The sequence below is a fragment of the Algoriphagus sp. A40 genome, assembly GCF_002002735.1.
Taxonomy (GTDB): Bacteria; Bacteroidota; Bacteroidia; order Cytophagales; family Cyclobacteriaceae; genus Algoriphagus.
On the sequence record NZ_MUNY01000047.1, the window covers coordinates 1 to 14968 of the forward strand.

General features: G+C 43.0%; 11 protein-coding genes. 8 read left to right on the forward strand and 3 right to left on the reverse strand.

The window, feature by feature from the left end:
* Positions 1-249: 249 nt before the first annotated feature.
* Positions 250-1494: an ABC transporter permease gene (locus B0E43_RS09205; RefSeq protein ID WP_077348902.1), complete on the reverse strand. Its 1245-nt coding sequence runs from the start codon at positions 1492-1494 to the stop codon at positions 250-252.
* 126 nt (positions 1495-1620) lie between these two features.
* Between B0E43_RS09205 and queA the strand changes: the two genes are divergently transcribed.
* The 5 genes from queA to B0E43_RS09230 all read left to right on the forward strand — a co-directional run bounded on the left by queA (position 1621) and on the right by B0E43_RS09230 (position 6244).
* A complete protein-coding gene (gene queA, locus B0E43_RS09210; protein WP_077348904.1) occupies positions 1621-2670 on the forward strand; it encodes a tRNA preQ1(34) S-adenosylmethionine ribosyltransferase-isomerase QueA in 1050 nt (349 codons plus the stop codon).
* A gap of 109 nt (positions 2671-2779) precedes the next feature.
* The gene (locus B0E43_RS09215) at positions 2780-3451 is read left to right on the forward strand and encodes a 2-C-methyl-D-erythritol 4-phosphate cytidylyltransferase (RefSeq protein ID WP_077348906.1); all 672 of its coding nucleotides are present in this window, start codon (positions 2780-2782) and stop codon (positions 3449-3451) included.
* A gap of 145 nt (positions 3452-3596) precedes the next feature.
* Complete coding sequence (locus B0E43_RS09220) at positions 3597-4439, forward strand: LiaI-LiaF-like domain-containing protein (RefSeq protein ID WP_077348908.1); 843 nt, start codon at positions 3597-3599, stop codon at positions 4437-4439.
* Positions 4440-4472: 33 nt separating this feature from the next.
* Positions 4473-5513, forward strand: a complete 1041-nt coding sequence (locus tag B0E43_RS09225) for a sensor histidine kinase (protein ID WP_254423400.1) — start codon at positions 4473-4475, stop codon at positions 5511-5513.
* The gene (locus tag B0E43_RS09230) at positions 5510-6244 is read left to right on the forward strand and encodes a LytTR family DNA-binding domain-containing protein (protein ID WP_077348910.1); all 735 of its coding nucleotides are present in this window, start codon (positions 5510-5512) and stop codon (positions 6242-6244) included. The genes B0E43_RS09225 and B0E43_RS09230 overlap by 4 nt, the downstream gene beginning before the upstream one ends.
* Positions 6245-6322: 78 nt before the next feature.
* On the opposite strand, the gene B0E43_RS09235 is transcribed toward B0E43_RS09230, so the two are convergent.
* On the reverse strand, positions 6323-6544 hold the full coding sequence (locus B0E43_RS09235) for a DUF2795 domain-containing protein (protein WP_026952747.1): 222 nt from the start codon (positions 6542-6544) through the stop codon (positions 6323-6325).
* 74 nt (positions 6545-6618) lie between these two features.
* The gene (locus B0E43_RS09240) at positions 6619-7869 is read right to left on the reverse strand and encodes a DUF349 domain-containing protein (RefSeq protein WP_077348912.1); all 1251 of its coding nucleotides are present in this window, start codon (positions 7867-7869) and stop codon (positions 6619-6621) included.
* A gap of 131 nt (positions 7870-8000) precedes the next feature.
* Between B0E43_RS09240 and ettA the strand changes: the two genes are divergently transcribed.
* The 3 genes from ettA to B0E43_RS09255 all read left to right on the forward strand — a co-directional run.
* Positions 8001-9680 carry an energy-dependent translational throttle protein EttA gene (gene ettA / locus B0E43_RS09245; RefSeq protein ID WP_077348914.1) on the forward strand — a complete coding sequence of 560 codons (1680 nt, stop codon included), beginning with the start codon at positions 8001-8003 and terminating at the stop codon, positions 9678-9680.
* Between the two features lie 410 nt (positions 9681-10090).
* Complete coding sequence (locus tag B0E43_RS09250) at positions 10091-13900, forward strand: Eco57I restriction-modification methylase domain-containing protein (RefSeq protein ID WP_077348916.1); 3810 nt, start codon at positions 10091-10093, stop codon at positions 13898-13900.
* Positions 13901-13905: 5 nt separating this feature from the next.
* The coding region (locus tag B0E43_RS09255; RefSeq protein ID WP_077348918.1) for a PIN domain-containing protein at positions 13906-14968 on the forward strand (1063 nt) is incomplete at its 3' end.

Consider the following 14968-nt stretch of genomic DNA (forward strand, 5'->3'; position numbering starts at 1 on the left):
TAGCTGTTGTGTTTTTGTTAAATAATATTGAAATAATTATGTTTTTTACCGGCATAATATAAACTAACTTCTCTTTATTTTTGAGGCAACCATATATTGAGTAGTTTATCTAAAAAAACCCAATCTTTAGCGGGTTTGGTTTTTCTCATGGACCGGAGCTCACACGAAACTTGATTGAAAAAGGGTACAAAAAAAGGAGGCTCAAGGCCTCCTTTTTTTGTTTTTCCAGAAGTGATTTTCCTGATGAAATTATGCAGTTCGGATTGCCTCGACTGGATCCATCCGGGCAGCCAAAGTAGCAGGAACTATTCCGGCCACCACACCGATGATCGAAGATACTCCCAACCCGAGCAGGATATTGTTGAAAGATAAAATCAATTCCAAACTTCCCAATTGGGCAAAGCTTAGGAAATAAACCAACAGAATTCCGGTGCCCCCACCAATCAAACTCAGGCATATTGCCTCAAACAAGAACTGGAAAAGAATAAAATAATTTCTGGCACCAAGAGATTTCTGAATTCCGATAATATTGGTTCGTTCCCGGACCGAAACAAACATGATGTTGGCAATCCCAAATCCACCGACCAGAATGGAAAATCCTCCGATTACCCATCCTGCCACAGAAATCACATCAAATATTGACCCGATTGCATTTTGGATAAACTCGGTCTTGTTTAGGGCGAAGTTGTTTTCCTCAGTGGGTCTTAGTCCTCTTTTTGCTCTCATCAGACCGGCCATTTCGTTTTCGAGCGCAACAAGACCAATATCTTCTTCTTTTCCCTTTGCAGCAATAGTTGGCGTGTTGCCGTTCTTGCCGGTATAGTAGATCTTGTTGAAGGCTCCGAAGGGAACCAGGCAGGCCTCATCTTTGGAAGGTAGATCTAGAAAACCTTCGCCTTCTTCTTCAAAGATTCCGATGATGGTAAATTTCATACCCTTGATCTTTACTTCCTTTCCTATTGCAGGTTGATTGGGATATAGCGCGTTGGCGATTTTTTTACCCAAAATGACCAAGTTTCGGGAGGCATTGACCTCAGCTTCTGTAAAATATCTGCCATCCTCCAGTGCTACCTCATAGACGTCTTGATAGCTGTAGGCGATCCCTGTTAGGGACATCCCTTCGAATGAGTTGCTGCCAGCCTGAGCCGTTGTGTTTGCAGATGCGGAGATGGTTACCCCTTGGGCATTTTTGAGCCTTGATTCCAAGAATTTATATTCCGCAAAGGTGCCGGGTGGTCGTTGAAAATACTTCCACCAAGGATAGTCCGAACTGTTTTCGAATGGAAAAATGTCCACCATGATGACATTTGTACCCAAGAAGGCGAAGGATGATTTGATTTTCCCCTCAAGCGAATCCACTAGCGTGAACACTGCAATGATGGCGAAAATACCCACTGTAACGCCCAAAAGGGACAATATAGTGCGGGTCAGATTGGATTTGAGGGCCGTTATGGCGAAGCGGAAACTTTCCCAGGTCAGTTGGAAAAACAGCATGGTTATAACAGTTGGTTAAAACAATTTGTTAAGTTAGCTGAAATTGGGCATTATTGTTATTAACTTTGCATTTTTTAAAGCAATTCGCAGAGATATAAAATCGAGTAAGATTCCTAAAGCTCCAATATGAAATTATCAGACTTCAAATTTGACGTCCCCAAGAAACTAATTTCCCTTTATCCTACTGAAAACCGAGACGATTCGCGCCTTATGGTGGTCAATCGGAAAACTGGCCAGCTCGAACATCGGATATTCAAAGATATCCTGGAGTACTTCGAAGAAGGTGACGTATTCGTGACCAACGATACCAAAGTTTTCCCGGCAAGATTGTATGGAAACAAGGAAAAGACCGGTGCCAAAATTGAAGTTTTCTTGTTGAGAGAGCTCAATCCGGAATTGAGACTGTGGGATGTACTTGTGGATCCGGCAAGGAAAATCCGCGTTGGAAACAAACTTTACTTCGGCGACAGTGATCTGGTAGCTGAGGTGATAGACAATACCACTTCCAGAGGTCGGACAATCCGTTTTCTGTTTGACGGAAATCAGGAAGAATTTGAAAAAACCATTGATACCTTGGGGGAAACTCCTCTTTTGAAGGAAATCATCGAGCGTAAAATCGAACCGGAAGACCGGGAAAGATATCAAACTGTGTTTGCCAAGAATGTTGGAGCTGTTGCAGCACCTACTGCTGGTCTTCATTTTACACCTCAACTTCTTAAAAGGCTTGAGCTAAAAGGTGTTGAAGTTGCTCCCATCACCCTTCACGTGGGCTTGGGGACTTTCCGACAGGTAGATGTGGAAGACCTGACCAAACACAAAATGGACTCAGAAAACTATAATATTCCTGAGAAAACAGTGCAGTTGGTCAACGAAGCCTTGGATCATAAAAAACGAGTTGTGGCAGTAGGAACCACCTCTCTGAAGACAATTGAGTCATCAGTAACAGCAGGCGGCAGGCTGAAAGCCAGCAGCGGTTGGACTGATAAATTCATCATTCCTCCCTACGACTTCAAAATTGCAAATTCCCTGATCACCAATTTCCATTTGCCTGAATCGACTCTGTTGATGACTGCATCAGCTTTTGGAGGTTATGATTTGGTCATGAAAGCATACAAGGAGGCCATCAAAGAAAAATACCGCTTCTTCTCCTACGGAGACGCCATGTTGATCCTCTAAACTTAAAGCCCCGGACATCCGGGGCTTTTTTTATACCTTCATAGCACTCCTATTCCTGAAGGAATCAAGACCCATCCATTCGGAATAGATTTGAATAAAATATCTATTCATGAAAAAAGCTGCAATTCTGGTGGCAGGAGGAAGAGGAACCCGCATGGGAGGTCCCGTTTCCAAGCAATATTTGCCGATTGGCGGAAAACCCGTTCTGATGTACACACTAGAGGTTTTTTCTCTGGCCGAACCGGATGTTTTTTTGATTTTGGTGCTCCCTGAAGCCGATTTTTCATTGTGGAAAGAACTTTGCCTGACATATGATTTCTACCTTCCCCATCAGGTAATTGCGGGTGGGAATTCCAGATTTCAATCTGTGAAAAATGGGTTGAATGCGCTTCCTTTTCATGAAGGTCTCGTCGCAATCCACGATGGAGTGAGACCATTTGTCAAAAAAGAAGTGATCATAGCCAGTTTTGACCAAGCAGAAAAATCAGGAAGTGCCATAGCTGTCGTGCCATTGAAAGACTCTATCCGAAAAATTTCTGAGGATGGGTCAAATACCTTTCAGGAAAGGCAATATTTCCGATTGGTACAGACTCCCCAGACTTTTCAGGTGGAAAAAATTAAAAAAGCATTTGAGGTCGCAGAAATGCCTCAATTCACTGATGATGCCACTGTCTATGAATATCAAGGTTGGCCAGTAACTTTGATTCCCGGAAATCCTGAAAACATCAAAATCACAACTCAAGAAGACCTGGAATACGCGGAATTCCTACTTTCCCGGTGATAAGAGGAGTCGGTGAATTTTGTCTCTGAAAATTCACCGACAATTTCACCGTGTTTACCGACTTTTCTTTTGGCCTTGCCTATTGCGTATTCTCCAGAATTCCCAACCGATGTACTTTTGACCATCAACTTTAACGCATTGAGCCATGAATAACTTTAAAAAATCAAACAACGACGGAAACATCGCCTTCGGGTTTATTATACTCGGAATCGGCATAATCCTCCTGCTAAAAAAAGTCGGCATTTTCATCCCGGGTTGGGTTCTTACCTGGCCAATGATCTTAATCGCCATCGGGACTTTTGCAATAATCAAGCATGAATTCAAAAGTTTCTTTGGGTTCTTTATGCTCTTTTTCGGTACTTATTTTCTGCTGAAAAATGAATTTGACTTTGAATTCGGAATCAGCCAATACATCTGGCCATTAGGCCTTATTGCTTTGGGTGTTTACCTGATTACCCAGAGAAACAGAGAAAACAGAGTCATTGCCGATATCCGAAACAATTGGCAGGCGAATAAGTCTTCAGGTACTTTCAAGTCCTCTTCTGTCGAAGATGCAAAGGTAGTAGGAGATGATGCCGGGACTTCTTCTTTCAATTCCTCCCAGAGTACAGGTGACTCAGGATTTACCCGCACTACCGGAACTTCCTTTGCGGATCGTCTGAACATTGATGCGGTCTTTAGTGGAGTGAACAGGAAATTGATGACCAAGAATTTTCAGGGGGGTAAAATCACCACAGCCTTTGGCGGAGTGGATCTCGATCTGACCCAGGCGGATTTCAACGGGGTTGTGACTGTCCAGATCGATATCATCTTTGGAGGTGTAAAATTGATCGTTCCTCCACATTGGGACATCCGAACTGAAGTAAGCAACATCGCTGCGGGAATTGAAGATAAGAGATACTTCCGTGATGGAGGTGTGGATCCAAGCAAAGTGGTGGTTCTCAAAGGCACGATCCTCTTCGGAGGCTTGGAAATCAAATCTTATTAAAAACATACAAACCAACTAAAAACGACTACCACTTTGCTTTTTAACGCCTTTTCAAACCCTAGATTAGGAAAATGGATCATCCCCGGAACCGGACTTGTCTGGTTTCTGGGATGTTTTCTTTTATTGAAACAGTACGAGGTTGGGACAGAGATTGCTCTGACAGATTCATTCTTATCCGGTTTGATTTTTTTAGGAGGAGTCTTTGTGCTGGACCGGGTTTTCGGGCTTTTTGCACCCAAAGGGAAAAATCTGTGGCTGCTTTTTGCAGTGCCTTTTTTTCTAAGCCTTATGGGAACATTGGTCCATAGCTATGGACTTACCTGGTGGTATGCCTACGAAGATGATTATTTGGACTTTTTAAGCGCAAGTTTCTATCTCCGCTGGGCTATTTTAGCCTTAGCTGAGCAACTAGTAGCACTTTTGGCATTGGTGGTATCCAAGCTTGAGAGGCAGGAGGAAACCCAAAAACGGGAGGCGCAGATGCTTCAGTTGTCCAAAGACGCCGAATTGGCTCAACTGCGCCAACAACTGCAGCCTCACTTTCTATTCAACAGCCTGAATTCAATTAACGCACTGGTCGTTTCTCAACCCCAAAAAGCGAGAGAAATGGTTTTGCAGCTTTCGGAGTTTCTTAGGGGAACCATCCGCAAAGATTCCCAAAGCTGGATTACACTTGAGGAGGAACTGAATTACCTGAAAATGTACCTGGATATTGAGCGGGTGAGATTTGGGCACCGGCTCGGTGTGGAATTTCTGGTTGAAAAAGAATTAAATTCTATCAAGTTGCCACAACTTTTGATTCAGCCTTTGGTAGAAAATGCCATTAAGCATGGCTTGTATGGTATGACGGGGGATGTGAAAATTGAAGTTTCGGGAAAGAAAGAAGGCAACTATTTTATTTTGGAGGTGAAAAACCCCTTTGACCCTGAATCCACAGCCCCTGAAGGAACAGGGTTTGGGTTAAGCTCTGTTGAAAGAAGGTTATTTCTATTATTTGGAAGAACTGATCTGCTGGAATCCGGTCCGGATGAAGGATATTTCAGAGTCAGACTTAAAATCCCACAATTTCAATGATCCGAACGATTATCATCGATGATGAGCCGCTGGCGGCAGGAATAGTACAGGAGTTCTTGGCAGAATTCTCCCAATTCCAAGTATTGGAAGTTTGTCAGGACGGATTCCAGGGATTGAAAGCCATCCAGCAGCATAAGCCTGATTTGATATTTCTGGATGTGCAGATGCCAAAGATTACCGGGTTTGAAATGTTGGAGCTTTTGGATGAGCCTCCTGCAGTGATTTTTACCACAGCTTTTGACCAATATGCCCTGAAGGCATTTGATGCCAAAGCGATGGATTATTTGTTGAAGCCTTTTTCTCAGGCGAGGTTCAAGCAGGCGATTGACCGGTTTTTGGAAAGCAGAATGGAAGGAAAAGAATCGGAAAGACCGAATGCGGACTTGCATCATTTCGCAGAAAAGAGCAACAGATTGGTCGTTCGTGTTAAAAATGATATTAAAATAATTTCTGTTCAAGATGTTAATTTCTTTGAAGCAGAGGATGATTATGTCACGATCCATACCGCCGGGGGGAAATTCCTCAAAAAAATGACGATGAAGACATTGGAGGAAAGTTTGGATGCAGGGAAATTCGCCCGGGTTCACCGATCCTATATCATCAATCTAAATGGAATCACCGGTATCGAGCCTTACGAGCGGGATACTTATCTGGTCAAGCTCAAAGGTGGAGAAAAGCTACCTGTCAGCAAGACTGGATATGCGCGGCTGAGACAGGTATTGGGGCTTTAGGTTTGGGCAACCCTCCAAGGGTTCAAAACCCTAGGAGGGTTTAAAGAAAAAGCCCTGCAAAATGCAAGGCTTTCGTTTTTAATATTCGTCCTCGTTGAAGAAGAAATCATCCTTGGTAGGATAATCAGGCCAAATCTCTTCGATGGTCTCATAAGGCTCGCCGTCATCTTCGAGCTCTTGGAGATTTTCCACTACTTCCAGTGGAGCGCCGGATCGGATAGCATAGTCAATAAGCTCATCCTTGGTCGCTGGCCAGGGTGCGTCCTCAAGATAGGAAGCTAGTTCAAGTGTCCAGTACATAGTGTTTATTTTAAAAGGAATTCCGGAATTTTAAAGGTGCAAGATTAGTGATTTTTTGGATAAGTTGTTTGAACTCAAATCCGAGGAGAAAGTTGCTTCAAAATATAGTTTTTTACGTCTAATTTCCGCTTCAGTCCTGACAACTTTTTTCTCATCATCATTTCGAAGTCGGGAGTCTGTACTCGGAAATTGTCCGAATTGTTTTGCATAGTGTCGAGTTCGCTTTGATCTCTGTGAAGTAAGTCTTTGAGAATAGCCGACTTAATCTGGTTTTGTTCCTGCAAAGACATGGTGGCATAGTCAGCGTATTTTCCCAGGGCCAGTTTTTCCAAAAATGCTTTTTCAAAAATAATATCCATGAAAAACTGGTAAGAACGTGCTGGAAGGTTGGCTTCCTTCGGTTTATGGGCCGGGAGTTTTTTCCAATCTTCCTGAATGGCCTTTGCCCGGGTGGTTATCGCATAGGCAGTCGGCTGATGTGCCATTTTTTTCAATTCCTCGACCATAGTCTCAATTTTCCTCAGCACTTCGCGGGGATGCATGCTTGGTCCGGGATTGAGTGTGCGCTTGTACCGGGAGAAAATCCGGTTGTTCAGTTTGGAAAATTCATCCCATAGGGGTTGACGTTTTTCGGCTGGTACTTTTCCGGCCTCTTTCCATTCTTTCTGGATTCTTTTGCTGATTTCAAAAGCCATTTTGGCATCTGGAAGATCGTGGGCCTCTCTTGCCTGGATCACTAAAGCCTCATATACTTTGATGTTTTCCTCAGCCTGAAGTGCCATTCCCTCGAAGAAATGCCTTCTGTTTTCAAAGAAAGTTTGAATCGAATCGTTGAATTCCTGTTCAAGCTCCTCGTGGATTTCTTTTTCTACCGGACCGGTTTTGATCCAGCGCATTTTCAGTTCTTTGAAAAACTCCGCGGTATTTTTCCAATCGGTATCATTTTTCATGGCTTCCGCTTCCAAAATCAAAGCTTTTTTCACCTCCAGATTTTTGGACCGATTGGCCTGAATAATTTCATTCAAAAAGGCCTCTTGCTCATTGAGTTCTTCGATCAAAGGAACGAAATCTCCCAATGCATCAGATTGGTGTAATGAATCTCTCAAATGAATCAACTTCATCAGGAAAGAACCCTTGTTTTGGTTTTCCTGAATGTCAGATTTTAATTTGGCTACTTTATCTTTGATCTGCTCAAACCGGGCCTCGAAATAGCTGATCGTGGAGGCTTCGTCTTCTTTTACTTCACCGATTTCCCGGTCGTTACGGCCTAAAAAACCCTTCAAATAGACTTTGTTGTCCTTGATATATCCATAAGGATGCTCCATTTCACTGCAATAGGTTATAGGTGGTCGTTTTCAATTTTTTGCAAAATAATCATTTAGCCCTCACTTATCCTAAGAAAGGTATATTTTTGCCATCTTGCTCCAATCACTTACCAAACGATTAAAATACTAGTATGAGTGCAGAAAAAATCATCTTTTCCATGGCCGGGGTTTCAAAAATTTACCCCCCTCAAAAGAAAGTTCTCAAAGATATTTACCTCTCATTTTTTTATGGGGCAAAAATCGGCGTTTTAGGTCTAAATGGTTCTGGAAAATCCTCTTTGCTTCGGATTATCGCAGGCATGGACAAGGAGTTTTTGGGCGAAGTAGTCTGGTCTCCCGGATACACTGTCGGCATGCTGGAGCAAGAACCCAAACTCGATCCCACCAAAACTGTCAAAGAAGTCGTGGAGGAAGCTGTCGCCGCTACCGTGAATCTTTTGAAAGAATTTGAGGAAATCAACGAAAAATTCATGGATCCTGCGCTGATGGATGACCCGGATGCTATGGATAAACTCATCACACGTCAGGGAGAAGTGCAGGAAAAACTGGACGCTGTCAATGCTTGGGAACTGGATGTAATGCTGGACAAAGCCATGGATGCCCTTCGTCTTCCGCCTAGTGACGCCAATGTGGCCAATCTTTCCGGTGGTGAAAAGCGACGGGTTGCACTTTGCCGACTTCTATTACAGGAACCAGACGTCTTGTTGCTCGATGAACCTACCAACCACTTGGATGCTGAATCAGTGCTATGGCTGGAACAGCACTTACAAAACTATAAAGGAACCGTCATCGCAGTGACACACGACAGATATTTCTTGGACAATGTAGCCGGATGGATCTTGGAACTTGACCGGGGCGAAGGGATTCCCTGGAAAGGAAATTATTCATCTTGGCTCGATCAAAAGCAGAGCCGATTGAAGCAGGAGGAAAAGACCGAATCAAAACGCCAGAAGACTCTGGAACGCGAACTCGAATGGATTCGCATGTCTCCAAAAGCCCGTCAGTCCAAAGGCAAAGCCCGTTTGAGCGCTTACGACAAACTGGTCGGTGAAGAGGCTAAAGAAAAAGAAGCCAAACTAGAGCTATTCATTCCGCCGGGACCCAGATTGGGAGCCAAAGTCATCGAAGTGAATGGCGTCTCCAAAGCATATGGTGACAAGCTACTATTTGAAAATCTCAGCTTCTCACTTCCTCAAGGCGGAATCGTCGGAATCATTGGTCCAAACGGTGCCGGTAAATCCACACTTTTCAAACTGATCACCGGTCAGGAAAAGCCAGATGCGGGAAATTTCGAAGTGGGAGAAACCGTGCAGCTTTCTTACGTGGATCAGGAGCATGGTGGGCTGGACCCGAATAAGTCGGTCTATCAGATCATCTCCGGCGGTAATGAACTGATGAAGCTGGGAAACAAGGAAGTGAACTCCCGAGCCTACGTTTCTAAGTTCAACTTTGCTGGAGCAGATCAGGAAAAGAAAGTCGGCGTGCTGTCCGGCGGGGAGCGCAACCGGGTTCACCTGGCTATGATGCTCAAGGAAGGCGGCAACTTACTGCTTCTCGATGAGCCGACTAACGACTTGGATATCAATACCCTTCGTGCGTTAGAAGAGGCGCTGGAGAACTTCGGCGGATGCGCAGTAGTTATCTCCCACGACCGTTGGTTCTTGGACAGGATTTGTACCCACATCCTGGCTTTCGAGGGCGATTCCCAGGTGGTTTGGTTTGAAGGCAACTTCTCCGACTACGAGGAAAACAAAAAGAAGCGCTTGGGCGATGTAATGCCGAAGCGAATTCGATATAAAAATCTGAAGTAACCTTTGAGTGCGCCGCGGAGTACTCGAAGGTTTATTTTGGAAAAGTAGGCAGTGATCAGTCTCAGTACGCAGTAGTAGAAAGTCAGAAAGCTGAAGTCACAAAGCTGAAAACCTCCTGAGTCGGGTAGACTTTGGAGGTTTTTGTTTTTTGCAATGGTCGAGCGATTGTTGGAATCGGAGCGGGAGAAGGTGGAGATTTTGAAGAAGATGTTGGAGAAGTAGCGTTTGAAAATTTATTGTATCCCTGTCTTAATTTGGGAAAGGGATAAATTTTGGGAAGTAATATTCAGCCGATCCTAAAAAAGACAGCAATTGTCCGCTATTTTTTACGTAGTCCGGTTTTATCTATTGCCTTTTTAGTCAAAAAAAATGCATCTTGTTAGCAGTTTTTTCAAGCAAGAAAAGTTCTGATGATTGATAAGTTTCTAAAGCCCAAACAGGCCCTAAACCCAGCATTCCGAAAAGTAAAGCCTAACCGGACAGCCATTGAGAGCTTTAAATCTAATCTTATACAGCTGATTGACCGGATCAATGAATCTGAATCGGAGGAGTTTCATAAAAATCTGGTCATTGACTTTCTGAAAAAAACCTATTACGATCCTACCCACTTCGTCAACACCAAAGGCAGAAATGATCTGGTCATCCATACCGGAGACAATGCCAAATCCAGCGTTGGGGTGATCATTGAAGCTAAAAAGCCGACCAGCAAGTCGGAGATGATCAGCAAAACCAACCTCAACCATAAGGCTTTTCAGGAGCTGGTGTTGTACTACCTGCGGGAACGCATCACTCACAATAATCTGGAAGTAAAGCATCTGGTTGTCACCAATATCCACGAGTGGTTTATCTTCGACGCACTTTCGTTTGATCGGCATTTTGCCCAAAACAAGGGTTTTGTTAAGCAATTCGAGGACTTTGAGGCAGGAAGGTTGTCAGAGATCAAGACGGAGTTTTTCTACAAAAACATCGCCGAACCGGCCATCGAGAAGGTAAAGGATCAAATCCCATTCACCTACTTTGATTTCCGCGACTACGACAAACCACTGCGAAATGCGGACAAAAGGGATGATAACAAGCTGATCGCTCTATTCAAGCTTCTCTCTCCTGAGCATTTGCTAAAGCTGCCCTTTGCCAACGACAGCAACAGTCTGGACAGACGCTTCTATACCGAGCTGCTGCATATCATCGGGCTCACGGAGACCAAGGAGGGTGGAAAAAAGCTCATCGAGCGGAAACCAAAGGGAAGTCAGAACTCCGGAAGTATCCTGGAGGATGCAATAATCCAACTGGATACCTATGACAAGATCAGTCAATTGACAAGGCCCAGTCAATACGGTAACAGCTCTGAGGAACGTCTATTCAACGTCGGTCTGGAGCTGAGCATCACATGGATCAATCGAGTGCTATTCCTGAAGCTTTTGGAAGCGCAACTGATCACCTATCACAAAGGAGACAAGTCCTACGCTTTTTTGAATAAGAAGAAAATCCATGATTGGGACGATTTGAATTCCCTGTTTTTCCAAGTGTTGGCAAAGAAAACAGCCGAACGGAATGAGGAAGTGCGGGAAGCATTTGCCGAAGTCCCCTATCTAAACTCCTCCCTGTTTGAGCCAACAGACATGGAGCAAAAGACCATCATGGTCAATTTTCTGAAAAATGAGAAGACCATTCCGGTGATATCGTCCACGGTAATGAAGGACGGCCAAGGCAAAAAGCTCACGGGTGAACTTACGACTTTGGAATATCTCTTCCGTTTCTTGGATGCCTATGACTTTGCCAGCGAGGGTTCGGAAGAAATCCAGGAAGACAACAAAACGCTGATCAATGCCTCGGTGCTGGGCTTGATCTTCGAAAAAATCAACGGCTATAAAGACGGCTCCTTCTTTACCCCCGGCTTTATCACCATGTACATGTGCCGGGAGACGATCCGCAAGGCGGTGATCCAGAAGTTTAAAGAGGCCAAAGGCTGGGAGGTTGAGACTATAGCCCAGCTCTATGACAAGATCGAAGACCGAACTGAAGCCAATGTGCTGATCAATTCGCTGAAGATCTGCGACCCCGCCGTAGGTTCCGGGCACTTTCTGGTTTCTGCACTGAATGAAATCATCGCCGTCAAAAATGACTTGAAGATCCTTCAGGATCGGTCCGGCAAACGCTTGAAAGAATATCAGGTAAAAGTAGTCAATGACGAACTCATTGTTACCGACGAAGACGGCGAACTCTTCGAATACCATCCCTACAACAAAGAGTCCCAACGAATCCAAGAGACGCTTTTTCATGAGAAGCAGACCATCATCGAAAACTGTCTTTTCGGGGTGGATATCAATCCCAATTCAGTCAAGATTTGCCGGTTAAGGCTTTGGATTGAGCTCTTGAAGAGTGCGTATTATAAACAAGACCTGCCAGGTTTTGAAAACCTGGCAGGTCTAAACGAGTTGGAAACATTGCCGAATATCGACATCAATATCAAAGTCGGCAATTCGCTGGTTTCCCGCTTTGCGCTGGACTCCGATCTTAAGTCAGCGCTTAAGGGCTCCTGGAAGATCGAAGACTACAAGACGGCAGTCTCCACTTATCGCAATGCAAAGAGCAAGGACGAAAAACGGGCAATGGAAGCCCTGATCGCCCAGATCAAGACCAACTTCCGGTCAGAGATCTCCAAAAGTGATCCGAAAATTCAGCGTAAGTCGAAATTAGGAGGAGAGCTGTATAACCTCACCAGCCAGACCGCAATCTTCGAAGAATCTGCCAAAGAGAAGAAGATCCGTCTGGCCAAAGTGGAAAAAGTGTCCGCGGAGCTTAACAAACTAGATACTCAGATAGAAGAAATCAAAGCCAACCAAATCTATGAGAATGCATTTGAATGGCGGTTTGAATTTCCAGAAGTGCTCAATGACGAAGGCGATTTTGTGGGTTTTGATGTGGTGATCGGGAATCCGCCTTATATCAGGCAGGAGGAATTCTCCACTTTGAAACCCTATCTACAAAGCAGATTTCAAACTTTTGCAGGAACAGCCGATCTCTACGTCTATTTTGTCGAACTGAGCATGAATCTGCTCAAAGATTCCGGAGACTTTGTTTTTATCATTCCAAACAAATGGATGCGTGCCGGATATGGCAAGGCTTTGAGAACCTATGTCAAGGGATTTGCTATCCACGAACTGTTGGACTTTGGGGACTTGCAGGTCTTTGAGGAAGCCACAACCTATCCGTTAATTATTGCTTTGGGTAAAAGCTCACCGGGAGCAAACTTTAATGCGGTAAACCTGGCAACGCTGGATTTCCCGAATGGAATGGAAAACTACCTGAGAGAAAACAAACTTGAAGTCTCTCCTGCCGGTCTCTCCGAGGAAGGCTGGACATTGACTGACAGTCGATCTCAAGCACTCCTATTTAAGCTTAAATCACAGGGCGTTCCGCTATCGGAATACGTGGACGGAAAAATATTCAGAGGAGTTCTGACTGGCTTAAACGAGGCATTTGTCATCGATCTAGAGACCAAAGAACGACTGATTACCGAAGATCCGCGAAGTGCCGAGCTTATCAAACCCTTTTTAGCCGGACGGGATATCAAGCGGTATCAGCAACCGAAGAGTGATAAGTTTTTGATCTTGATTAAAAATGGTCAGACAAAAGCACTTTTTGGAGATTTAGATGAAGCCAAAGCCTTCGCAAAAATCTCAGACGTCTATCCTGCCGTAATGGCTTATTTGAAAAACTATGAAGCCAAAGCCAAAGCCCGATATGACAAAGGCCAGTACTGGTGGGAATTGAGAGCTTGCGACTATTACGGAGAGTTTGAGAAAGAGAAAATTATCATTCCAGCAATCGTGAAAGGAGCATCCTATTGCTTCGATAACGAGGGAAATTACAGTAATGACAAAACTACTATCATCCCAAAAAATGATTTGGTCCTTTTGGGAATCATGAGCTCAAAGACGATTGACTTCTACTTAAAATCAATCGCATCCACCAAGCAGAATGGATACTTTGAATACAAGCCCGTGTATATCTCCCAACTTCCAATCATAAATCCCGAGCCAGAAATCAAAGATCAAATCGAAGAATTGGTCGCAGAAATACTTGAAATCAAAAAACAAGAACCCACAGCTGACGCAATAAAACTCGAAATAGAGATCGACCAAGTGGTGTATGGGCTGTATGGATTGAATGAGGAGGAGATTGGGATAGTGGAAGGGCTGAATAAAAATATTAGCTAATAATTATGGACAATCAATTTATTTATAGAAGAAAATTCCCCGATCCGAGAACAATTTTTAATAGATCGCAAGTGGAAATAGATGATTTATTTGAAAACGCTATATTTATACTAGACGCAAATGTACTACTAGCTCCATTTCAAATCGGAAAGGACAACTTAGAAAAAATACACAAAGTATACTCTCATTTAAATAAGGAAAATAGAATATTTATTCCTGAACATGCCTTGCTTGAATTTTACAACAACAGATCGATTAAAATAAGTGATTTGTTTACTGTAATTGATAAATATCTTTCAGAACTACCGAGTATAAAAGAGTTTAACTATCCAATTTTAGAGCAATTGACTGCATATTCAGAAATTTTAATGTACAGAAGTGAGATCTCTGAAAAAGTTAAAAAATATAAAGACTCCTTGAATAAATTGAAAGACGGAGTAACAAATTGGAATTGGTCAGATCCAGTTACTATGATGTATAAGGAGGTTTTTTCTGAAAAAAACATTATTTCAATAGAGGAGGATGAAAAATCTCTAATAGAGGAATATACTAAAAGGATAACAAATGAAATACCGCCAGGAAATAGAGATAGTGCAAAAAGTAACAATTCTATCGGAGATTTCATTATTTGGAAAACTATAATTAAAATTGGTAAGGACTTGAAAACGAATGTAGTATTTGTGTCTAATGATGAGAAAAATGACTGGATGCTTAAAGGAAATAAAAAATCTATTTCAACTAGATATGAATTGATTGATGAATTTTTTAGAGAAACAGGAGGATTTAATTTTCTATCTATCACCTATGACAACTTCCTAAAAAGGCAAGGATTAATAGTTGAAGAAATCGAAAATAAAAGAAATATAAGAACAATAAACATTGAAAGCATTCTTCAAAAACTAAATCATAGTTTTTTAATGTTGCTGAATGAAATCAATAGTAATGAGGAACATCCACATATTGATTCAGACATACTAGACCCGGAAATTTATGAATTTAATGACACCCTAAATCGAATCAAGGACACAATAAGCTTTTCAGATGAAATCCTTTTATTTGATATGAAGG